4 protein-coding genes and 1 tRNA gene are annotated in these 26,148 nt (G+C 54.6%); 1 reads left to right on the top strand and 4 read right to left on the bottom strand.

What is annotated here, in order from left to right:
- Positions 1 to 15: 15 nt before the first annotated feature.
- From ACJJID_RS18920 to rnr, 3 genes are all read right to left on the bottom strand, one after another.
- The gene (locus tag ACJJID_RS18920; protein ID WP_444920794.1) at positions 16 to 570 is read right to left on the bottom strand and encodes an RNA polymerase sigma factor; all 555 of its coding nucleotides are present in this window, start codon (positions 568 to 570) and stop codon (positions 16 to 18) included.
- A 224-nt stretch (positions 571 to 794) separates the two neighbouring features.
- Positions 795 to 1,550 (bottom strand): 23S rRNA (guanosine(2251)-2'-O)-methyltransferase RlmB, encoded by a 756-nt coding sequence (gene rlmB / locus ACJJID_RS18915; RefSeq protein WP_444920793.1) that lies wholly within the window; start codon positions 1,548 to 1,550, stop codon positions 795 to 797.
- A gap of 12 nt (positions 1,551 to 1,562) precedes the next feature.
- Positions 1,563 to 4,301: a ribonuclease R gene (rnr, locus tag ACJJID_RS18910; RefSeq protein ID WP_444920792.1), complete on the bottom strand. Its 2,739-nt coding sequence runs from the start codon at positions 4,299 to 4,301 to the stop codon at positions 1,563 to 1,565.
- A gap of 242 nt (positions 4,302 to 4,543) precedes the next feature.
- Between rnr and ACJJID_RS18905 the strand changes: the two genes are divergently transcribed.
- Positions 4,544 to 4,630, top strand: a tRNA-Leu gene (locus ACJJID_RS18905).
- Between the two features lie 197 nt (positions 4,631 to 4,827).
- Here ACJJID_RS18905 and ACJJID_RS18900 read toward each other — a convergent pair.
- The gene (locus ACJJID_RS18900; RefSeq protein WP_444920791.1) at positions 4,828 to 26,115 is read right to left on the bottom strand and encodes a filamentous hemagglutinin N-terminal domain-containing protein; all 21,288 of its coding nucleotides are present in this window, start codon (positions 26,113 to 26,115) and stop codon (positions 4,828 to 4,830) included.
- Positions 26,116 to 26,148 lie beyond the last annotated feature (33 nt).

Genomic DNA, 26,148 nt, shown 5'->3' with positions numbered 1-26,148 from the left:
CTTCTCCTCTGATTATTAACACGGATGGCTCTCGCTATAGGTTCCCTCACCGAGCATTTTTTTTAATTTTCTATGTGCGCGATGCAGGCGCGATTTCACCGTGCCCACATTGATGTCCAAAATATCCGCCACCTCCAGTAGGGAATAGCCCTCGACATCGTGGAGTAATACCGTATCGCGCCAACCGGCATCGAGTTTCGACAGAGCCTGCAATAAGGCGCGCTGCATTCCCACCTGGGAACTGATTCCCTCTTCAGAGGTGCTGCAAATTACCGTCTCCCAATCGACATCTTCATCCACAGGGGAACTCCGGCGCCTGCGATAGAGATCCACATAGCGGTGATAAAGCACCTTGATTAACCAGGGACCCAAGCGCTGAATATTTTCCAGTGCCACAGAACGCGCCAGCAGGCTGGCCAATACATCCTGCACCAGGTCCTCGGCCTCCTCACGACTCCCTGTCCAGCGAAAAGCCATGCGGTAAAGTTGACGAATATGAGGGTGAACTAACTCTGCGAAATGCGCACTGCCCGATCGCCGTCGCAATAAGTTTTTTGGCCAGGCGTACAAACCGCTACTCCCGGATATTTAAGGAAAATCCTCCGCAAGCTTGTTACCCGCGGTGTGAAAAGGAAAACTGCACACTGAAATCACAGTGTGATAGTTGAAAAAATCTAGCAGTGATTAGCGGAGAGAGAGAGAAGAAAGGGATTTGCGTGTGAAGCGCTACGCCGAAACACTGCCTACCCCGCTATTTAAATAGCGTCGGGATAGGCAGTGAGAAAATAAAACAATCAGGCGCTGCGCTGACGCACCGCTTCAAACAGACAGACGCCGGTGGCAACAGAGACATTCAGACTGCTGACTTCACCGGCCATGGGAATTTTAATTAAATGATCGCAGTGCTCCCGCGTTAATCGACGTAGGCCACTGCCCTCGGCCCCCATGACCAGCGCTAAGGGGCCTGTCAATTGAGATTGATAGACATCCTGGGTGGCCTCGCCCGCCGCGCCGAATATCCATACGCCGGCCTGCTGCAACTGCTGCAGGGTTCGCGCGAGATTGGTCACAGTAACGAAGGGTAAAACTTCGGCCGCACCACAGGCCACCTTGCGGGCAGTGGGGGTCAGGCCCGCAGACTTATCCTTTGGCGCAATTACCGCGTGCACACCGGCGGCTTCTGCTGAGCGCAAGCAAGCCCCCAGATTGTGCGGGTCGGTCACACCATCCAGCACCAACAGAAAAGGCGCCTCACCTTTTTGATCGAGTTGCTCAAGCATTCCCAGTAGGAATTTCTCGTCCAATACCTTGGTTTTCTCTGCACAAAGTGCGATGACACCCTGATGGTTGGCTCCCTCTTCCACCTTGTCATCCAAGGTGCGGCGGTCGACAAAACGCAGGGCAATATCATTTTTTTCTGCCTGCTGAATAATTTTTTGCAGGCGCTGGTCTTTGCGCCCACGCAATAACAGTAATTCCTGCACATTTTGCGGGGAACCCTTTAATAGCGCCTGCACCGCGTGCAGGCCGTATACCAATTCTTGGCTCAACTTATGCCTCGATCACTTTTTCTTTTTACTGGTAGAAGAAACTTTCTTCTTCTTTTTAATTTTGCCACTGCGTGTTTTGGTCTTTTCCGCTTTCTGCGCGGCCTTGCGCGCAGCTACCGCAGGGCGTTTACCGCCTTTACGCGGTGGGGTGCGCTTGCTACCACGGCGCTTTTTTGACTCATCGCTTATTTGTTTGTCGGCTTCCCCGCTCGATCTTTTCTCGGCAGTTCGGGATTTATCCTCTGCAGACTCCTCTACAGGTACTGCCTCTTTGGAGCCGACCTTGCGTTTGCGGATTGGTGCTACCTCCGCTGCCGTTTCTGCACGCTTTCCCCATGGGCTGACAGTCGACTTTCGGCTACTTTCCTTTTTCTCTTTTTTCTCTTTACCCAGTCGCTCCCGCTCCAATTGATGCTCCACCGCCATTTCCATGGCACGAGCACTGACCTTGGTCGTCTCTTTCTTAGCAGAGGAAGCCTTCTGACGCGGTACTAATTCCTCAAGAATAAAATCGACTTTGCGTTCTTCAAGGTCTACCCGCGCCACCTGAACGGTAACCGAGTCACCGAGGTGGTAACGCTTGCCGCTGCGTTCGCCGATCAAACGCTGATGCGCCTGCTCAAAGCGGTAGTAGTCTTTAGGTAACGCAGTCACATGAATCAACCCCTCAACGAAGAGGTCGTTGAGTTCAACAAACAGACCAAAACCTGTCACCGCACTGATCACACCGGAGTAAACCTCACCCACATGATCCTGCAGGTATTCACACTTGAGCCAGCTGACTACGTCGCGGGTGGCATCGTCGGCACGACGCTCAGTCATGGAACACTGCTCGCCGAGCTGCAACATCGCCGGCATATCGTAGGGCAGTATCTGCTCGCGATCGATGGGCCTGGCGCCAGGTACGGTATAAATCTTCTGCGCCACTCCGGCTTCATTGGCACTGCCATTGCGAATCAACCAGCGCAAGGCGCGGTGCAATAACAAGTCGGGATAGCGGCGAATCGGTGAGGTGAAATGCGCATAGGCGCGATAATCCAAGCCAAAATGGCCGCGATTTTCCGGCTGATATACCGCCTGATTCATGGAGCGCAGCAACATTACCTGAATGATATGGGCATCGGCACGCCCTTCGACCTGCTCCAATAACGCCTGGAAATCCGCTGGCTGCGGCTCCGAGCCTCCGGGCAGGCGCAACCCCAACTCACCAAGATACTCGCGCAGGTTGCTGAGTTTTTCCTCTTTGGGCGCATCGTGCACGCGGTAGAGCGCCGGCAATTCCGACAACTCCATCAGGCTGGCCGCGCAGACATTGGCCGCCAGCATGCACTCTTCAATCAGCTTGTGCGCATCGTTGCGGATGACCGGCACGATGCGTTCAATCTTGCGATCGCTGTCAAATAGAATGCGGGTTTCTGTCGTTTCGAAATCGATCGCCCCGCGCCGATCGCGGGCACTGCGTAGCGCCAAATACAGGTCGTGCAGATTATCCAGGTGTGGAACCAGAGCCGCGTACTGCTTGCGCAGGCCGCTGTCGCGATTGTCGCGCTCCTCTAAAACCTGCCCCACCTGGGTATAAGTCAGACGTGCATGACTGCGCATCAAGCCTTCAAAGAAACGGTAATCGGTAATTTCACCGCGACGATCGATGTGCATCTCGCACACCATACACAGTCGGTCCACTTCTGGATTTAATGAACAGAGCCCATTGGACAGTTTTTCCGGCAGCATGGGCACGACAAAATCGGGAAAGTAAACCGAGTTGCCGCGACTGTGGGCCTCCTCATCGAGAACCGAACCGGGGCGCACATAGTGGGACACATCAGCAATAGCCACCAACAGCTTCCAGCTATTGTCGGGCAGCAGCTCACAATAGACCGCATCATCAAAGTCGCGGGCATCCTCACCATCGATGGTGACCAGGGGAAGCTGGCGCAGATCTACCCGCGCTTTTTTATCCTCTTCCAGTACTTCATCGGCAATGGCATCTACCTCCGCCTGTAAGGCTGAAGGCCAAGCATGAGGGATATCGTAATTGCGAATCGCGACATCGATTTCCATACCCGGTGCCAGGTGGTCGCCGAGCACCTCCAGGACCTCCCCCTGGGGTACACGGTCACGCCCCGGCTGGGTAACAATTTTTACCACCACATATTGGCCGTGTTCGGCACCGGCGGCATCTTCCGCCGCTACCATCACATCGAGATTCACACGGGGGTTATCTGGCCGTACAAAGCAGATGCCATTTTCTCTGTACAAGCGCCCAGCCAACTGCTCGGTATTGTGCTTAATTACCCGTACCACAGCACCTTCGCGCTTGCCGCGAAAGCCTCCGGGGGTCTCTCGTACCAGTACCTCATCACCATCAAATACCTTGCGCATTTGTCGATGGGATAAAAACAGATCACTGCCGCCATCCGTAGGTACAACGAAACCAAAACCGTCGCGGTGACCAATCACTCGACCGCGAACCAGGCTCATCTTATCCAGCACGCCAAAATCACCAGCGCGATTACTGGCGATCTGGCCATCGCGGGACATGGCGATAAGGCGCCGGCGCACCCCTTCACGCCGATCCTCATCTTCTAGTTCCAGCAGGTCGGCGACAAACTCCCAGGGCACAGGCTCCGCCTGCTGTTCCAGCAGTTGCAGCAGGTATTCTCGGCTGGGAATAGGCTTTTCATATTTTTCCGCCTCGCGCTGGGCATGGGGATCAGCGTTGAGGGGCTCTGAAGTATTTTTGTGTGTCAAAACAGCATCCGTTGTTGAGATAACCGCCTATTGAGGCGGCTTCCGGAGGTTATCCGGTCATAGACTGGCGGCGGGGGTAGATAGTTTTTGTTCAATGTTTCGCCGCTGTTGAACGCATTATAAGCGATTTCAACACATTTCCAGACCTCCGGCGAGAATGTTGAAAAAAACGCAAAGAAACCGTTGACACCCCCCCTGCAGATCTCTATAGTTCGCGTCCTCAACGGAGCACACGTTGATTTGCCCAGGTGGCGGAATTGGTAGACGCGCTAGCTTCAGGTGCTAGTGACCTAACGGTCGTGGAGGTTCAAGTCCTCTCCTGGGCACCAATTCCAAAAAGGCTGACTCGAAAGAGTCGGCCTTTTTTCGTTGTGGAAAGCTCAAACTCCTTCCAGAATTGCTTTATTCATTCTTGCCTACCAATGTTAATTATCCACCCAGGTTACTCATAATGCAGAGAGATAAAAAAACCGGCCCTTGAGGACCGGTTTTCTACTCATTGAATAGCCTTAATTAGTTAGATAAGTCAGCCCCCTGCACTGCCAGCGAAAGGTTTTGTCTCATTAAAAACATCCGCAGGTGCCTCACTGATTTCCTCATCCAAGACCGCATCAAATTCCGCGCCTGATACAGGTTCATCACCAGCAGAAGCCGTGGAAGGTGATAACTTTCCAGACCTAAGACGCATCTCGGGAGAGTTCACCGCATCCACACCGCTACTATACGGTTTAACAGCACTGAAAATTGCTGGGTCAACTTGAGTAAAATCCTCTACCGCATTTTGCACTGCAGATTTCAGCCCCTGAGAGGCCTGGGATCCCGCTATCGACTGAAGCTCATCACCAGTACTAGTAACAGTAGGTACTTGGCCAATAAAGTCAGGCTCATAGTAGCTAATGGAATAAATATCCAAAGTATCAGATACATCGAGTCGTAAAGGATTGACGGACTCGCCAATAATCGTCCAGAGCTCTGTATCTGTTCCTAACTTCACGGTAGAAGCTGTAATGTGCGTATTACCATAAGTTTCAGCGGTTAATATCCCAAAATTTGAGCTGGCCAATTCAACATTACCCCGACCTGCATTTATCTCATCAATAACAAGATCTCCGTGAGATAAAACACTGATGTCAATATCCGCACCAGCTGTAGCTATGGCGAGTGTATTTACTTCAACTTCAATATTTACATCACCAGCAACTATTAATTCAGCTCTGTTAGCTTTAAGGCTGCCACCAATGGTATCCGATGAACTGCTAGTAATATTGATATCACCTTCACCATCGTAGCCTAGGCGCATACCATCGATAGCAAATACTAATCCAGCCCCGCTCTGATTAAAGCTTTTGGAATTATCTCCTCCGTTTACAAAATCAAAACCTAAATCCGTCTCTAGTTTAAGCGAACCGTCGGTGTTATCCAGATATTCAAAAGCTTCAAATTTAAAATTACCAACTTGATTACCATCCGAATTAATCTGCCAAGTGGCCCCAGAAAGGTTGTACTGGAAGTAATCATTCCCGCTTCCGCCAGATAACTGCATGTCTTGAGCATTTTCCGAATCTACCTGTACGTAGTCATCACCAGCACCCAAGGACACAGTGTCGATGGTAGTTCCAGCCAGTAGTACTGAATCATCACCTGCCCCTGTGTCAATTTCGGTTAGCACTCCACCTGACAATGTGAATTGGTCAACCCCTCCACCAGCAAAAATGGACTCCACTCCACTGAAGATCAAGGTTTCACCCGCACTACTGACACTCTGCTGAGAGCCACTTATGGTCCATTCAGCATCTATATCTGCACCATAGATAACATCACTTTCGCTACCTGCTGTTAGGCTAGTTAGCCCCTCGAAAGTCACTCCTCCAATGGTCATCGTATCCAGCGCACTGAACACGTACTGACCACTTACATCCTGCCCTTCATATGCACCCGTACTTTGAACTAACTCTAGATTCTCAAAAACTACAGTTAAATTATTCACTAGAGCTTCAGCCCCACCATTCACCAGTGAGTTATTTGAACTTGTAGATGTCCAAACTGCTCCTTCTGAACTAACGGAATCATTCCCGCCTGCTCCATCTATAGTTTTAAGCCCGGTAAAATGAATCCCGGCCACACTGATATCACCAGCAGAGTCCAGCACGAAGTCATCATTTTCCTCGGTGCCGAGTAGTGAACTACCTTCACCAGAGGTATTTACTGTTTCCAGGCCACTAAAATTAATCCCCGCAGTTTTTAGAGATTGGACACCTTGCAGTTCAAACAGAGCAGAGTCATTAGTATTTATCAGGACGGGAGTATTCGCCCTATAGATACCACTGAAGATAAGCGAGCCTGCAACAAGCTGATTTTCAGTCTCAGTTAATGCTAAGCCATCACTGTAGGCACTGGCATCCAGGCTATCCTCGCCACCATTGCCATCCACTGCAGACATACCACTGACAGTCATGCCATAGGCGTTAACATCTCCATCAGACTGCAAAGTAAATACATCCGCATTACCTGTGCCCAACAAATCTGCATTGTTTACAGTAAGATTTTCTATATTGGTAAAAGTTATGCTGCTATTAATAGCTTCGTAATCATTCCCGACAAGTGCCCAATCCGCACCACTAGCTCCAGCTACACTATCACTTCCTTCTCCTGCATCTATCTCACTGACACCATTAATGGAAATTCCATAAGTTGTAACCGCATTACTGTCATCAACTACAAAACTGTCAGCATTACTTGTACCTAACAGCGCGCCTGCTGAAGCAGTGAAAATGCCATCAAAAATCAAGCTCCCAGCTGATACTTGGTTATCGATTCCAGTAAGAGCGAGACCATCAAAGTAAGAAGCAGCATCCAGGCTATTACTCCCCCCCTGACCATCCACTGCAGACATTCCTGAAACAACCATTTCATAGGCTTCAACATCGCCATCAGACTGAAGAATAAATGCATCCGCACCGCCGCTACCCAATAGGTTGGCATTGACGGCAGTGAGGGACTCTACTGCAGAGAAGGTGATACCGCTGTTAATCGCTTCTTTACTGGTGCCGGTTAAGGTCCAGTCGGCGCCATCGGCACCGATCACGCTGTCGCTGCCATCCAAGGCATTGATGCTGCTGACTCCGGTAAAGGCAATGCCGTAGCTGCTGGCGGCATTGCTGCCGTCTACAGTAAAGCTATCCGCATTGTTGGTACCGGTCAGCGCTGCGGTAATTGCACTGACAATGCCATCGAAGGTCAGGGAGCCCGCAGTTACTTGGTTATTGGTGCCGGTCAGGGCCAGGCCATCGCTGTAGGCGCTGGCGTCCAGGCTGTCGTCACCGCCATTGCCGTCCACGGCGGACATGCCGCTAACGCTCAGGTCATAAGCCTCTACATCACCATCGGATTGCAGCACAAACGCATCCGTGCCACTGGTACCCATTAGGTTGGCATTGACGGCGGTGAGGGACTCCACTGCGGAGAAGGTAATACCGCTGTTAATCGCTTCTTTACTGGTGCCGGTTAAGGTCCAGTCGGCGCCATCGGCACCGACCACGCTGTCGCTGCCATCCAAGGCATTGATGCTGCTGACTCCGGTAAAGGCAATGCCGTAGCTGCTGGCAGCATTGCTGCCGTCTACAGTAAAGCTATCCGCATTGCTGGTACCGGTCAGCGCTGCGGTAATGGCACTGACAATGCCATCGAAGGTCAGGGAGCCCGCGCTGACTTGGTTATTGGTGCCGGTCAGGGCCAGGCCATCGCTGTAGGCGCTGGCGTCCAGGCTGTCGTCGCCGCCATTGCCGTCCACGGCGGACATGCCGCTAACGCTCAGGTCATAAGCCTCTACATCACCATCGGATTGCAGCACAAACGCATCCGTGCCACTGGTACCCAGTAGGTTGGCATTGACGGCAGTGAGGGACTCTACTGCGGAGAAGGTAATACCGCTGTTAACCGCTTCTTTACTGGTGCCGGTTAAGGTCCAGTCGGCGCCATCGGCACCGACCACGCTGTCGCTGCCATCCAAGGCATTGATGCTGCTGACTCCGGTAAAGGCAATGCCGTAGCTGCTGGCGGCATTGCTGCCGTCTACAGTAAAGCTATCCGCATTGTTGGTACCGGTCAGCGCTGCGGTAATGGCACTGACAATGCCATCGAAGGTCAGGGAGCCCGCGCTGACTTGGTTATTGGTGCCAGTCAGGGCCAGGCCATCGCTGTAGGCGCTGGCGTCCAGGCTGTCGTCACCGCCATTGCCGTCCACGGAGGACATGCCGCTAACGCTCAGGTCATAAGCCTCTACATCACCATCGGATTGCAGCACAAACGCATCCGTGCCACTGGTACCCAGTAGGTTGGCATTGACGGCGGTGAGGGACTCCACCTCGGAGAAGGTAATACCGCTGTTAATCGCTTCCTTACTGGTGCCGGTTAAGGTCCAGTCGGCGCCATCGGCACCAATCACGCTGTCGCTGCCATCCAAGGCATTGATACTGCTGACTCCGGTAAAGGCAATGCCGTAGCTGCTGGCGGCATTGCTGCCGTCTACAGTAAAGCTATCCGCATTGTTGGTACCGGTCAGCGCTGCGGTAATGGCACTGACAATGCCATCAAAGGTCAGGGAGCCCGCGCTAACTTGGTTATTGGAGCCAGTCAGGGCCAGGCCATCGCTGTAGGCGCTGGCGTCCAGGCTGTCGTCACCGCCATTGCCGTCCACGGAGGACATGCCGCTAACGCTCAGGTCATAAGCCTCTACATCACCATCGGATTGCAGCACAAACGCATCCGTGCCACTGGTACCGAATAGGTTGGCATTGACGGCGGTGAGGGACTCTACTTTGGAGAAGGTGATACCGCTGTTAATCGCTTCTTTACTGGTGCCGGTTAAGGTCCAGTCGGCGCCATCGGCACCGATCACGCTGTCGCTGCCATCCAAGGCATTGATACTGCTGACTCCGGTAAAGGCAATGCCGTAGCTGCTGGCGGCATTGCTGCCATCTACGGTAAAGCTATCCGCATTGTTGGTACCGGTCAGCGCTGCGGTAATGGCACTGACAATGCCATCAAAGGTCAGGGAGCCCGCGGTTACTTGGTTATTGGTGCCGGTCAGGGCCAGGCCATCGCTGTAGGTGCTGGCGTCCAGGCTGTCGTCGCCGCCATTGCCGTCCACGGCGGACATGCCGCTAACGCTCAGGTCATAAGCCTCTACATCACCATCGGATTGCAGCACAAACGCATCCGTGCCACTGGTACCCAGTAGGTTGGCATTGACGGCAGTGAGGGACTCTACTGCGGAGAAGGTAATACCGCTGTTAATCGCTTCTTTACTGGTGCCGGTTAAGGTCCAGTCGGCGCCATCGGCACCAATCACGCTGTCGCTGCCATCCAAGGCATTGATACTGCTGACTCCGGTAAAGGCAATGCCGTAGCTGCTGGCGGCATTGCTGCCGTCTACAGTAAAGCTATCCGCATTGTTGGTACCGGTCAGCGCTGCGGTAATGGCACTGACAATGCCATCGAGGGTCAGGGAGCCCGCGGTTACTTGGTTATTGGTGCCGGTCAGGGCCAGGCCATCGCTGTAGGTGCTGGCGTCCAGGCTGTCGTCACCGCCATTGCCGTCCACGGCGGACATGCCGCTAACGCTCAGGTTATAAGCCTCTACATCACCATCGGATTGCAGCACAAACGCATCCGTGCCACTGGTACCCAGTAGGTTGGCATTGACGGCGGTGAGGGACTCTACTTCGTAGAAAGTAATACCGCTGTTGCTGGCTTCGTTACTGTTACCGGTTAAGGTCCAGTCAGCGCCATCGGCACCGATCACGCTGTCGCTACCGCCTTTGGCATCCACACTACTGATACTGCTGAAGGCAATATCGTTCGCCGTTAGTGCATTTAGACCGGTAATTTCAAAGGTGTCATCAGCATCTGAAGCTTCTAAGCTTCCGCCACTCACAGCTTCAATGCCGCTAAAGGCTATCAGGCTTGTCGTCGCTTCCTGGCTGTTCCCTGTCAGGGTTACGACGCCCAGTGCCGCAACACTGTCGGTACCGGTGCCTGCATCGACACTACTCAGCCCACTAAAGCTAATGTCTGCAACATCCAGTGCGTTGCTACCAGTAATGACGAAGGCGTCATCGCCACTGGTACCGGTCAGCGCTGCCGTAATGGCACTGACAATACCATCGAAGGTCAGGGAGCCCGCGCTGACTTGGTTATTGGTGCCAGTCAGGGCCAGGCTATCGCTGTAGGCGCTGGCGTCCAGGCTGTCGTCACCGCCATTGCCGTCCACGGAGGACATGCCGCTAACGCTCAGGTCATAAGCCTCTACATCACCATCGGATTGCAGCACAAACGCATCCGTGCCACTGGTACCCAGTAGGTTGGCATTGACGGCGGTGAGGGACTCCACCTCGGAGAAGGTAATACCACTGTTGCTGGCTTGTTTACTGGTGCCGGTTAAGGTCCAGTCGGCGCCATCGGCACCGATCACGCTGTCGCTACCGCCTTTGGCATCCACACTACTGATACTGCTGAAGGCAATATCGTTCGCCGTTAGTGCATTTAGACCGGTAATTTCAAAAGTGTCATCAGCATCTGAAGCTTCTAAGCTTCCGCCACTTACAGCTTCAATGCCGCTAAAGGCTATCAGGCTTGTCGTCGCTTCCTGGCTGTTCCCTGTCAGGGTTACGACGCCCAGTGCCGCAACACTGTCGGTACCGGTGCCTGCATCGACACTACTCAGCCCACTAAAGCTAATGTCTGCAACATCCAGTGCGTTGCTACCAGTAATGACGAAGGCGTCATCGCCACTGGTACCGGTCAGCGCTGCCGTAATGGCACTGACAATACCATCGAAGGTCAGGGAGCCCGCGCTGACTTGGTTATTGGTGCCAGTCAGGGCCAGGCCATCGCTGTAGGCGCTGGCGTCCAGGCTGTCGTCACCGCCATTGCCGTCCACGGAGGACATGCCGCTAACGCTCAGGTCATAAGCCTCTACATCACCATCGGATTGCAGCACAAACGCATCCGTGCCACTGGTACCCAGTAGGTTGGCATTGACGGCGGTGAGGGACTCCACTGCGGAGAAGGTAATACCGCTGTTAATCGCTTCTTTACTGGTGCCGGTTAAGGTCCAGTCGGCGCCATCGGCACCGACCACGCTGTCGCTGCCATCCAAGGCATTGATGCTGCTGACTCCGGTAAAGGCAATGCCGTAGCTGCTGGCGGCATTGCTGCCGTCTACAGTAAAGCTATCCGCATTGTTGGTACCGGTCAGCGCTGCGGTAATGGCACTGACAATGCCATCGAAGGTCAGGGAGCCCGCGCTGACTTGGTTATTGGTGCCGGTCAGGGCCAGGCCATCGCTGTAGGCACTGGCGTCCAGGCTGTCGTCACCGCCATTGCCATCCACGGCAGACATGCCGCTAACGCTCAGGTCATAAGCCTCTACATCACCATCGGATTGCAGCACAAACGCATCCGTGCCACTGGTACCCAGTAGGTTGGCATTGACGGCGGTGAGGGACTCTACTTTGGAGAAGGTGATACCGCTGTTAATCGCTTCTTTACTGGTGCCGGTTAAGGTCCAGTCGGCGCCATCGGCACCGATCACGCTGTCGCTGCCATCCAAGGCATTGATACTGCTGACTCCGGTAAAGGCAATGCCGTAGCTGCTGGCGGCATTGCTGCCATCTACGGTAAAGCTATCCGCATTGTTGGTACCGGTCAGCGCTGCGGTAATGGCACTGACAATGCCATCAAAGGTCAGGGAGCCCGCGGTTACTTGGTTATTGGTGCCGGTCAGGGCCAGACCATCGCTGTAGGCGCTGGCGTCCAGGCTGTCGTCGCCGCCATTGCCGTCCACGGCGGACATGCCGCTAACGCTCAGGTCATAAGCCTCTACATCACCATCGGATTGCAGCACAAACGCATCCGTGCCACTGGTACCCAGTAGGTTGGCATTGACGGCAGTGAGGGACTCTACTGCGGAGAAGGTAATACCGCTGTTAATAGCTTCTTTACTGGTGCCGGTTAAGGTCCAGTCGGCGCCATCGGCACCAATCACGCTGTCGCTGCCATCCAAGGCATTGATACTGCTGACTCCGGTAAAGGCAATGCCGTAGCTGCTGGCGGCATTGCTGCCGTCTACAGTAAAGCTATCCGCATTGTTGGTACCGGTCAGCGCTGCGGTAATGGCACTGACAATGCCATCAAAGGTCAGGGAGCCCGCGGTTACTTGGTTATTGGTGCCGGTCAGGGCCAGGCCATCGCTGTAGGTGCTGGCGTCCAGGCTGTCGTCACCGCCATTGCCGTCCACGGCGGACATGCCGCTAACGCTCAGGTTATAAGCCTCTACATCACCATCGGATTGCAGCACAAACGCATCCGTGCCACTGGTACCCAGTAGGTTGGCATTGACGGCGGTGAGGGACTCTACTTCGTAGAAAGTAATACCGCTGTTGCTGGCTTCGTTACTGTTACCGGTTAAGGTCCAGTCAGCGCCATCGGCACCGATCACGCTGTCGCTACCGCCTTTGGCATCCACACTACTGATACTGCTGAAGGCAATATCGTTCGCCGTTAGTGCATTTAGACCGGTAATTTCAAAGGTGTCATCAGCATCTGAAGCTTCTAAGCTTCCGCCACTCACAGCTTCAATGCCGCTAAAGGCTATCAGGCTTGTCGTCGCTTCCTGGCTGTTCCCTGTCAGGGTTACGACGCCCAGTGCCGCAACACTGTCGGTACCGGTGCCTGCATCGACACTACTCAGCCCACTAAAGCTAATGTCTGCAACATCCAGTGCGTTGCTACCAGTAATGACGAAGGCGTCATCGCCACTGGTACCGGTCAGCGCTGCCGTAATGGCACTGACAATACCATCGAAGGTCAGGGAGCCCGCGCTGACTTGGTTATTGGTGCCAGTCAGGGCCAGGCTATCGCTGTAGGCGCTGGCGTCCAGGCTGTCGTCACCGCCATTGCCGTCCACGGAGGACATGCCGCTAACGCTCAGGTCATAAGCCTCTACATCACCATCGGATTGCAGCACAAACGCATCCGTGCCACTGGTACCCAGTAGGTTGGCATTGACGGCGGTGAGGGACTCCACCTCGGAGAAGGTGATACCGCTGTTGCTGGCTTGCTTACTGTTACCGGTTAAGGTCCAGTCGGCGCCATCGGCACCAATCACGCTGTCGCTGCCATCCAAGGCATTGATACTGCTGACTCCGGTAAAGGCAATGCCGTAGCTGCTGGCGGCATTGCTGCCGTCTACAGTAAAGCTATCCGCATTGTTGGTACCGGTCAGCGCTGCGGTAATGGCACTGACAATGCCATCGAGGGTCAGGGAGCCCGCGGTTACTTGGTTATTGGTGCCGGTCAGGGCCAGACCATCGCTGTAGGCGCTGGCGTCCAGGCTGTCGTCGCCGCCATTGCCGTCCACGGCGGACATGCCGCTAACGCTCAGGTCATAAGCCTCTACATCACCATCGGATTGCAGCACAAACGCATCCGTGCCACTGGTACCCAGTAGGTTGGCATTGACGGCAGTGAGGGACTCTACTGCGGAGAAGGTAATACCGCTGTTAATAGCTTCTTTACTGGTGCCGGTTAAGGTCCAGTCGGCGCCATCGGCACCAATCACGCTGTCGCTGCCATCCAAGGCATTGATACTGCTGACTCCGGTAAAGGCAATGCCGTAGCTGCTGGCGGCATTGCTGCCGTCTACAGTAAAGCTATCCGCATTGTTGGTACCGGTCAGCGCTGCGGTAATGGCACTGACAATGCCATCGAGGGTCAGGGAGCCCGCGGTTACTTGGTTATTGGTGCCGGTCAGGGCCAGGCCATCGCTGTAGGTGCTGGCGTCCAGGCTGTCGTCACCGCCATTGCCGTCCACGGCGGACATGCCGCTAACGCTCAGGTTATAAGCCTCTACATCACCATCGGATTGCAGCACAAACGCATCCGTGCCACTGGTACCCAGTAGGTTGGCATTGACGGCGGTGAGGGACTCTACTTCGTAGAAAGTAATACCGCTGTTGCTGGCTTCGTTACTGTTACCGGTTAAGGTCCAGTCAGCGCCATCGGCACCGATCACGCTGTCGCTACCGCCTTTGGCATCCACACTACTGATACTGCTGAAGGCAATATCGTTCGCCGTTAGTGCATTTAGACCGGTAATTTCAAAGGTGTCATCAGCATCTGAAGCTTCTAAGCTTCCGCCACTCACAGCTTCAATGCCGCTAAAGGCTATCAGGCTTGTCGTCGCTTCCTGGCTGTTCCCTGTCAGGGTTACGACGCCCAGTGCCGCAACACTGTCGGTACCGGTGCCTGCATCGACACTACTCAGCCCACTAAAGCTAATGTCTGCAACATCCAGTGCGTTGCTACCAGTAATGACGAAGGCGTCATCGCCACTGGTACCGGTCAGCGCTGCCGTAATGGCACTGACAATACCATCGAAGGTCAGGGAGCCCGCGCTGACTTGGTTATTGGTGCCAGTCAGGGCCAGGCTATCGCTGTAGGCGCTGGCGTCCAGGCTGTCGTCACCGCCATTGCCGTCCACGGAGGACATGCCGCTAACGCTCAGGTCATAAGCCTCTACATCACCATCGGATTGCAGCACAAACGCATCCGTGCCACTGGTACCCAGTAGGTTGGCATTGACGGCGGTGAGGGACTCCACCTCGGAGAAGGTAATACCACTGTTGCTGGCTTGTTTACTGGTGCCGGTTAAGGTCCAGTCGGCGCCATCGGCACCGATCACGCTGTCGCTACCGCCTTTGGCATCCACACTACTGATACTGCTGAAGGCAATATCGTTCGCCGTTAGTGCATTTAGACCGGTAATTTCAAAAGTGTCATCAGCATCTGAAGCTTCTAAGCTTCCGCCACTTACAGCTTCAATGCCGCTAAAGGCTATCAGGCTTGTCGTCGCTTCCTGGCTGTTCCCTGTCAGGGTTACGACGCCCAGTGCCGCAACACTGTCGGTACCGGTGCCTGCATCGACACTACTCAGCCCACTAAAGCTAATGTCTGCAACATCCAGTGCGTTGCTACCAGTAATGACGAAGGCGTCATCGCCACTGGTACCGGTCAGCGCTGCCGTAATGGCACTGACAATACCATCGAAGGTCAGGGAGCCCGCGCTGACTTGGTTATTGGTGCCAGTCAGGGCCAGGCCATCGCTGTAGGCACTGGCGTCCAGGCTGTCGTCACCGCCATTGCCATCCACGGCAGACATGCCGCTAACGCTCAGGTCATAAGCCTCTACATCACCATCGGATTGCAGCACAAACGCATCCGTGCCACTGGTACCCAGTAGGTTGGCATTGACGGCGGTGAGGGACTCTACTTTGGAGAAGGTGATACCGCTGTTAATCGCTTCTTTACTGGTGCCGGTTAAGGTCCAGTCGGCGCCATCGGCACCGATCACGCTGTCGCTGCCATCCAAGGCATTGATACTGCTGACTCCGGTAAAGGCAATGCCGTAGCTGCTGGCGGCATTGCTGCCATCTACGGTAAAGCTATCCGCATTGTTGGTACCGGTCAGCGCTGCGGTAATGGCACTGACAATGCCATCAAAGGTCAGGGAGCCCGCGGTTACTTGGTTATTGGTGCCGGTCAGGGCCAGACCATCGCTGTAGGCGCTGGCGTCCAGGCTGTCGTCGCCGCCATTGCCGTCCACGGCGGACATGCCGCTAACGCTCAGGTCATAAGCCTCTACATCACCATCGGATTGCAGCACAAACGCATCCGTGCCACTGGTACCCAGTAGGTTGGCATTGACGGCAGTGAGGGACTCTACTGCGGAGAAGGTAATACCGCTGTTAATCGCTTCTTTACTGGTGCCGGTTAAGGTCCAGTCGGCGCCATCGGCACCAATCACGCTGTCGCTGCCATCCAAGGCATTGATACTGCTGACTCCGGTAAAGGCAATGCCGTAGCTGCTGGCGGCATTGCTGCCGTCTACAGTAAAGCTATCCGCATTGTTGGTACCGGTCAGCGCTGCGGTAATGGCACTGACAATGCCATCGAGGGTCAGGGAGCCCGCGGTTACTTGGTTATTGGTGCCGGTCAGGGCCAGGCCATCGCTGTAGGTGCTGGCGTCCAGGCTGTCGTCACCGCCATTGCCGTCCACGGCGGACATGCCGCTAACGCTCAGGTCATAAGCCTCTACATCACCATCGGATTGCAGCACAAACGCATCCGTGCCACTGGTACCCAGTAGGTTGGCATTGACGGCGGTGAGGGACTCCACTGCGGAGAAGGTGATACCGCTGTTGCTGGCTTCGTTACTGTTACCAGTTAAAGCCCAGTCCGCGCCATCGGCACCGGTTACGCTGTCGCTACCGCCTTTGGCATCGATCGTATTGCCAAAACCGGTAAAGCTAATGTTATTCGCAGTGACATTGCTATTACTGATTACCACAAAGGTATCTGCATTTGCAGAACCCTCCAGGCTGCCACCGGAAACACTGTCGATACCGCTGAAGTCAATCAAGCTTGTAGAGGCTTCGTTGTCGACTCCTGTCAGGGTTACGACGCCCAGTGCCGCAACACTGTCGGTACCGGTGCCGGCATCGACGCTACTCAGCCCACTAAAGCTAATGTCTGCAACATCCAGTGCGTTGCTGCCAGTAATAACGAAGGCGTCATCGCCACTGGTACCGGTCAGCACTGCGGTAATGGCACTGACAATGCCATCGAAGGTCAGGGAGCCCGCGCTGACTTGGTTATTGGTGCCTGTCAGGGCCAGGCCATCGCTGTAGGCGCGGGCGTCCAGGCTGTCGTCACCGCCATTGCCGTCCACGGCAGACATGCCGCTAACGCTCAGGTCATAAGCTTCTACATCACCATCGGATTGCAGCACAAACGCATCCGTGCCACTGGTACCGAATAGGTTGGCATTGACGGCAGTGAGGGACTCTACTGCAGAGAAGGTGATACCGTTGTTAATCGCTTCTTTACTGGTGCCGGTTAAGCTCCAGTCGGCGCCATCGGCACCGATCACGCTGTCGCTGCCATCCAAGGCATTGATACTGCTGACTCCGGTAAAGGCAATGCCGTAGCTGCTGGCGGCATTGCTGCCGTCTACAGTAAAGCTATCCGCATTGCTGGTACCGGTCAGCGCTGCGGTAATGGCACTGACAATGCCATCGAAGGTCAGGGAGCCCGCAGTTACTTGGTTACTGGTGCCGGTCAGGGCCAGGCCATCGCTGTAGGCGCTGGCGTCCAGGCTGTCGTCACCGCCATTGCCGTCCACGGCAGACATGCCGCTAACGCTCAGGTCATAAGCCTCTACATCACCATCGGATTGCAGCACAAACGCATCCGTGCCACTGGTACCCAGTAGGTTGGCATTGACGGCGGTGAGGGACTCCACTGCGGAGAAGGTAATACCGCTGTTAATCGCTTCTTTACTGGTGCCGGTTAAGGTCCAGTCGGCGCCATCGGCACCGATCACGCTGTCGCTGCCATCCAAGGCATTGATGCTGCTGACTCCGGTAAAGGCAATGCCGTAGCTGCTGGCGGCATTGCTGCCGTCTACAGTAAAGCTATCCGCATTGTTGGTACCGGTCAGCGCTGCGGTAATGGCACTGACAATGCCATCGAAGGTCAGGGAGCCCGCGCTGACTTGGTTATTGGTGCCGGTCAGGGCCAGGCCATCGCTGTAGGCGCTGGCGTCCAGGCTGTCGTCGCCGCCATTGCCGTCCACGGCGGACATGCCGCTAACGCTCAGGTCATAAGCCTCTACATCACCATCGGATTGCAGCACAAACGCATCCGTGCCACTGGTACCCAGTAGGTTGGCATTGACGGCGGTGAGGGACTCCACTGCGGAGAAGGTGATACCGCTGTTGCTGGCTTCGTTACTGTTACCAGTTAAAGCCCAGTCCGCGCCATCGGCACCGGTTACGCTGTCGCTACCGCCTTTGGCATCGATCGTATTGCCAAAACCGGTAAAGCTAATGTTATTCGCAGTGACATTGCTATTACTGATTACCACAAAGGTATCTGCATTTGCAGAACCCTCCAGGCTGCCACCGGAAACACTGTCGATACCGCTGAAGTCAATCAAGCTTGTAGAGGCTTCGTTGTCGACTCCTGTCAGGGTTACGACGCCCAGTGCCGCAACACTGTCGGTACCGGTACCTGCATCGACGCTACTCAGCCCACTAAAGCTAATGTCTGCAACATCCAGTGCGTTGTTGCCAGTAATGACGAAGGCGTCATCGCCACTGGTACCGGTCAGCGCTGCGGTAATGGCACTGACAATGCCATCAAAGGTCAGGGAGCCCGCGCTGACTTGGTTATTGGTGCCGGTCAGGGCCAGGCCATCGCTGTAGGCGCTGGCGTCCAGGCTGTCGTCACCGCCATTGCCGTCCACGGCGGACATGCCGCTAACGCTCAGGTCATAAGCCTCTACATCACCATCGGATTGCAGCACAAACGCATCCGTGCCACTGGTACCCAGTAGGTTGGCATTGACGGCAGTGAGGGACTCCACCTCGGAGAAGGTAATACCACTGTTGCTGGCTTGTTTACTGGTGCCGGTTAAGGTCCAGTCGGCGCCATCGGCACCGATCACGCTGTCGCTACCGCCTTTGGCATCCACACTACTGATACTGCTGAAGGCAATATCGTTCGCCGTTAGTGCATTTAGACCGGTAATTTCAAAAGTGTCATCAGCATCTGAAGCTTCTAAGCTTCCGCCACTTACAGCTTCAATGCCGCTAAAGGCTATCAGGCTTGTCGTCGCTTCCTGGCTGTTCCCTGTCAGGGTTACGACGCCCAGTGCCGCAACACTGTCTGTACCGGTACCTGCATCGACGCTACTCAGCCCACTAAAGCTAATGTCTGCAACATCCAGTGCGTTGTTGCCAGTAATGACGAAGGCGTCATCGCCACTGGTACCGGTCAGCGCTGCCGTAATGGCACTGACAATACCATCAAAGGTCAGGGAGCCCGCGCTGACTTGGTTATTGGTGCCGGTCAGGGCCAGGCCATCGCTGTAGGCACTGGCGTCCAGGTTGTCGTCACCGCCATTGCCATCCACGGCAGACATGCCGCTAACGCTCAGGTCATAAGCTTCTACATCACCATCGGATTGCAGCACAAACGCATCCGTGCCACTGGTACCCAGTAGGTTGGCATTGACGGCGGTGAGGGACTCCACTGCGGAGAAGGTAATACCGCTGTTAATCGCTTCTTTACTGGTGCCGGTTAAGGTCCAGTCGGCGCCATCGGCACCGACCACGCTGTCCCTGCCATCCAAGGCATTGATGCTGCTGACTCCGGTAAAGGCAATGCCGTAGCTGCTGGCGGCATTGCTGCCGTCTACAGTAAAGCTATCCGCATTGTTGGTACCGGTCAGCGCTGCGGTAATGGCACTGACAATGCCATCGAAGGTCAGGGAGCCCGCGCTGACTTGGTTATTGGTGCCGGTCAGGGCCAGGCCATCGCTGTAGGCACTGGCGTCCAGGCTGTCGTCACCGCCATTGCCATCCACGGCAGACATGCCGCTAACGCTCAGGTCATAAGCCTCTACATCACCATCGGATTGCAGCACAAACGCATCCGTGCCACTGGTACCGAATAGGTTGCCATTGACGGCGGTGAGGGACTCCACTGCGGAGAAGGTAATACCGCTGTTAATCGCTTCTTTACTGGTGCCGGTTAAGGTCCAGTCGGCGCCATCGGCACCGACCACGCTGTCGCTGCCATCCAAGGCATTGATGCTGCTGACTCCGGTAAAGGCAATGCCGTAGCTGCTGGCAGCATTGCTGCCGTCTACAGTAAAGCTATCCGCATTGCTGGTACCGGTCAGCGCTGCGGTAATGGCACTGACAATGCCATCGAAGGTCAGGGAGCCCGCAGTTACTTGGTTATTGGTGCCGGTCAGGGCCAGACCATCGCTGTAGGCGCTGGCGTCCAGACTGTCGTCGCCGCCATTGCCGTCCACGGCAGACATGCCGCTAACGCTCAGGTCATAAGCCTCTACATCACCATCGGATTGCAGCACAAACGCATCCGTGCCACTGGTACCCAGTAGGTTGGCATTGACGGCGGTGAGGGACTCCACTGCGGAGAAGGTGATACCGCTGTTGCTGGCTTCGTTACTGTTACCAGTTAAAGCCCAGTCCGCGCCATCGGCACCGGTTACGCTGTCGCTACCGCCTTTGGCATCGATCGTATTGCCAAAACCGGTAAAGCTAATGTTATTCGCAGTGACATTGCTATTACTGATTACCACAAAGGTATCTGCATTTGCAGAACCCTCCAGGCTGCCACCGGAAACACTGTCGATACCGCTGAAGTCAATCAAGCTTGTAGAGGCTTCGTTGTCGACTCCTGTCAGGGTTACGACGCCCAGTGCCGCAACACTGTCGGTACCGGTGCCGGCATCGACGCTACTCAGCCCACTAAAGCTAATGTCTGCAACATCCAGTGCGTTGCTGCCAGTAATAACGAAGGCGTCATCGCCACTGGTACCGGTCAGCACTGCGGTAATGGCACTGACAATGCCATCGAAGGTCAGGGAGCCCGCGCTGACTTGGTTATTGGTGCCTGTCAGGGCCAGGCCATCGCTGTAGGCGCGGGCGTCCAGGCTGTCGTCACCGCCATTGCCGTCCACGGCAGACATGCCGCTAACGCTCAGGTCATAAGCTTCTACATCACCATCGGATTGCAGCACAAACGCATCCGTGCCACTGGTACCGAATAGGTTGGCATTGACGGCAGTGAGGGACTCTACTGCAGAGAAGGTGATACCGTTGTTAATCGCTTCTTTACTGGTGCCGGTTAAGCTCCAGTCGGCGCCATCGGCACCGATCACGCTGTCGCTGCCATCCAAGGCATTGATACTGCTGACTCCGGTAAAGGCAATGCCGTAGCTGCTGGCGGCATTGCTGCCGTCTACAGTAAAGCTATCCGCATTGTTGGTACCGGTCAGCGCTGCGGTAATGGCACTGACAATGCCATCGAAGGTCAGGGAGCCCGCAGTTACTTGGTTACTGGTGCCGGTCAGGGCCAGGCCATCGCTGTAGGCGCTGGCGTCCAGGCTGTCGTCACCGCCATTGCCGTCCACGGCAGACATGCCGCTAACGCTCAGGTCATAAGCCTCTACATCACCATCGGATTGCAGCACAAACGCATCCGTGCCACTGGTACCCAGTAGGTTGGCATTGACGGCGGTGAGGGACTCCACTGCGGAGAAGGTAATACCGCTGTTAATCGCTTCTTTACTGGTGCCGGTTAAGGTCCAGTCGGCGCCATCGGCACCGATCACGCTGTCGCTGCCATCCAAGGCATTGATGCTGCTGACTCCGGTAAAGGCAATGCCGTAGCTGCTGGCGGCATTGCTGCCGTCTACAGTAAAGCTATCCGCATTGTTGGTACCGGTCAGCGCTGCGGTAATGGCACTGACAATGCCATCGAAGGTCAGGGAGCCCGCGCTGACTTGGTTATTGGTGCCGGTCAGGGCCAGGCCATCGCTGTAGGCGCTGGCGTCCAGGCTGTCGTCGCCGCCATTGCCGTCCACGGCGGACATACCGCTAACGCTCAGGTTATAAGCCTCTACATCACCATCGGATTGCAGCACAAACGCATCCGTGCCACTGGTACCGAATAGGTTGGCATTGACCGCGGTGAGGGACTCCACTTTGGAGAAGGTAATACCGCTGTTGCTGGCTTGTTTACTGGTGCCGGTTAGGGTCCAGTCGGCGCCATCGGCACCGATCACGCTGTCGCTGCCACCTCGCGCATGAATACTGCTGACTCCGGTAAAGGCGATGCCGTAGCTGCTGGCGGCATTGCTGCCATCTACGGTAAAGCTATCCGCATTGCTGGTACCGCTCAGCGCTGCGGTAATGGCACTGACAATACCATCGAAGGTCATGGAGCCCGCGCTGACTTGGTTATTGGTGCCGGTCAGGGCCAGGCCATCGCTGTAGGCGTGGGCGTCCAGGCTGTCGTCGCCGCCATTACCATCTACGGCGGACATGCCGCTAATGCTCAGGTCATAAGCTCCAACATCACCATCGGATTGCAGCACAAACGCATCCGTGCCACTGGTACCGAATAGGTTGGCATTGACGGCAGTGAGGGACTCTACCTCGGAGAAAGTAATACCGCTGTTGCTGGCTTCGTTACTGTTACCGGTTAAGGTCCAGTCAGCGCCATCGGCACCGGTTACGCTGTCATTACCGCCTTTGGCATTGATCGTACTGCCAAAACCAGTAAAGCTAATGTTGTTCGCAGTGACATTGCTATTACTGATTACCACAAAGGTATCTGCATTTGCAGAGCCTTCCAGGCTACCACCGGAAACACTGTCGATACCGCTAAAATCAATCAAGCTTGTAGAAGCTTCGTTGTCGACTCCTGTCAGGGTTACGACGCCCAGTGCCGTGACACTATCGGTACCGTTGCCTGCGTCGACACTACCCAGCCCACTAAAGCTAATGTCTGCAACATCCAGTGCGTTGCTGCCAGTAATGACAAAGGCGTCATCGCCACTGGTACCGGTCAGCGCTGTAGTGACGGCACTGACAATGCCATCAAAGGTCAGGGAGCCCGCGCTGACTTGGTTATTGGTGCCGGTCAGGGCCAGGCCATCGCTGTAGGCGCTGGCGTCCAGGCTGTCGTCACCGCCATTGCCGTCCACGGCGGACATGCCGCTAATGCTGAGGTCATAAACCTCAACATCACCATCGGATTGCAGCACAAACACATCCGTGCCACTGGTACCCAGTAGGTTGGCATTGACGGCAGTGAGGGACTCTACCTCGTAAAAAGTAATACCACTGTTGCTGGCTTGTTTACTGTTACCGGTTAAGGTCCAGTCGGCACCATCGGCACCGGTTACGCTGTCAGTACCGCCTTTGGTATCGATCGTACTGCCAAAACCGGTAAAGCTAATGTTATTCGCAGTGACATTGCTATTACTGATTACCACAAAGGTATCTGCATTTGCAGAACCCTCCAGGCTGCCACCGGAAACACTGTCGATACCGCTGAAGTCAATCAAGCTTGTAGAGGCTTCGTTGTCGACTCCTGTCAGGGTTGCGACGCCCAGTGCCGTAACGCTATCCGTACCGGTGCCGGCATCGACGCTACTCAGCCCACTGAAGCTAATGTCTGCAACATCCAGTGCGTTGTTGCCAGTAATAACGAAGGCGTCATCGCCACTGGTACCGGTCAGCGCTGCGGTAATGGCACTGACAATGCCATCGAAGGTCAGGGAGCCCGCAGTTACTTGGTTATTGGTGCCGGTCAGGGCCAGGCCATCGCTGTAGGCGCTGGCGTCCAGGCTGTCGTCACCGCCATTGCCGTCCACAGCGGACATGCCGCTAACGCTCAGGTCATAAGCCTCTACATCACCATCGGATTGCAACACAAACGCATCCGTGCCACTGGTACCCAGTAGGTTGGCATTGACGGCAGTGAGGGACTCCACTGCGGAGAAGGTAATACCGCTGTTAATCGCTTCCTTACTGGTGCCGGTTAAGGTCCAGTCGGCGCCATCGGCACCGACCACGCTGTCGCTGCCATCCAAGGCATTGATGCTGCTGACTCCGATAAAGGCAATGCCGTAGCTGCTGGCGGCATTGCTGCCATCTACGGTAAAGCTATCCGCATTGTTGGTACCGGTCAGCGCTGCGGTAATGGCACTGACAATGCCATCAAAGGTCAGGGAGCCCGCGGTTACTTGGTTATTGGTGCCGGTCAGGGCCAGGCCATCACTGTAGGCGCTAGCGTCCAGACTGTCGTCGCCGCCATTGCCATCCACGGCGGACATGCCGTTAATACTGAGGCCATAAGCCTCTACATCACCATTGGATTGCAGCACAAACGCATCCGTACCACTGGTACCCAGTAGGTTGGCATTGACGGCAGTGAGAGATTCCACCTCGGAGAAGGTAATACCGCTGTTGATGGCTTCATTGTTCGTACCGGTTAAGGTCCAGTCGGCACCATCAGCACCGGTTACGCTATCAAGGCCATCACCTAAATTAACCCCTTCTACTCCTGTAAATGAGATTGCATCAACCAAAAACGCATTAGTTCCAGTTACTGTCACTAAATCGGTAGTGTCCGTGAGTGTAAAGGTGTCGGTTCCACTGCCACCAACAACGATACCAGAGTTAGTGACCTGGATATTTCCCAATAAATTATCAGTGTTGGTAATCTGATTATTGTCAAAAGGGTTAATGCCTACTGAGAGGAAGAAGTCAGAAACATTAATAGTACCCAAATTGGTAAAGGAGCCTCCCGCATCAATCGTCAGACCACCGACTCCTGTAACTGTAACTCCAGTATCAATTTGGACACCATTAAATGAAGTCAGAGTGAGGGTGTGGGCAGTATCCCATGCAATAGAATCAGCAACAAAAATCCCATCTGAAAAAGGATCATCGCCAGATGGAGTCACGGCTCCATCTGGCCCTGAAGCGGTATTGGCATCGGTAACACTGATTTCCACATTATTATTCGCCAAGGCATCTTGTACCGCTGTCACAGAGATACAATTCACAGTGCACGAAGCGGAAATCTCCATCCAGCCTGGATCCAGTAGCCAGTCACCTGTTTTCCCATCACCATGGCTAAGTGTGGAAACAAACATATCTTCCTCGTCGAGCTGAAGATATTGTTTGCCTGAAGTTTCTACAAAGCCACCATCACCGCCAGCAGCCCCAGACTCTGCAAGAATCGTCCCGGCAAACTCTGTGGTATTATCAGCCCATACGACAACCTTGCCACCATCGGCATTTCCAATACCACTAGCATTAATATTTGCCTCTTCTGTGACAGTCGTAAATTCGGCATTACGGATTTCTGGGTTAACCCCCTGGTAATCCCCCCCGATAAGGACTTCACCACCGGATTCGACACCACGAGCATCAATATCCCCAGCAACAAAGACTTCATCCCCTAGCACCGCAGCATAGCCACCATGCCCGGAGTTACCTTTTACAATTATTTTTCCGGTGTGCTCAGTAGAATCGCCCTCTAATACAACTTCGCCACCTATTTTTCCTGATGCATCCAAAGTTCCGCTATTGGCAACACTTCCGCCAGAGCCAAATAAGCGGATTTTTCCACCACTAGTATCAATACCTTGCGCCTTTACAGTACCTTCATTATTCACCGCAGCTGTAAATAGATCACCTGAGACACTAGCCTCCATTAATACTTGGGCGCCCTCGATAGCTCCTTTATTTAGAACTGCACTATCTACGCCAAGCTCATTTTCCATTACCTCTTTGGTAACTTTGAGGCCAATAAGCCCATCCGCGTCGAAAGTGAGTATTGCTTCATCAGCCGCAGCCAGACTAACCAGCTCTGCACTGATTAATCCAGAAGAGGCATTAGTAACCTGCTTTCCAACTAATAGCGCACTGGATGCGTTGATTACTCCCCGGTTTACAACAATGCCTGATGAGCCGTCCTCCCCCTGAAAAATGAAATCGCCATTCATGAAGTCTTCCGGGCTCATATCGAGCCCAGAAGCTGTGATAGCGCCGACATTCACTGTCGCAGTTTCAGTGAAAAGTACTCCTCTGGGGTTAACCAGGATTACATGTCCATTCGCCTCAATCGAGCCATGAATTGTACTTGGGTCCTGTCCCAGAATACGGTTGAGCACTATGGATGAGGAATCGGGCTGTAAAAATTTAACCAACTCTTCCGGACTTAAATTAAATGAATCCCAATCAATCGATAACAAATCGGTAGTCTGATCGATCGTTGTGGTTTTGCCATCCACATCAATCGTACCTTTACCTCCAGTCACCACACCACCCTCAGGGCCAGCATAAGCTACCGGACTCAAAAGTCCCGTGAACACTCCAGCATAAGCAAGGCT

This window comes from Microbulbifer sp. CnH-101-G (assembly GCF_052466775.1).
Note: the sequence above shows the minus strand (reverse complement) of the source record. Positions and strands in the feature narration are given on the sequence as shown.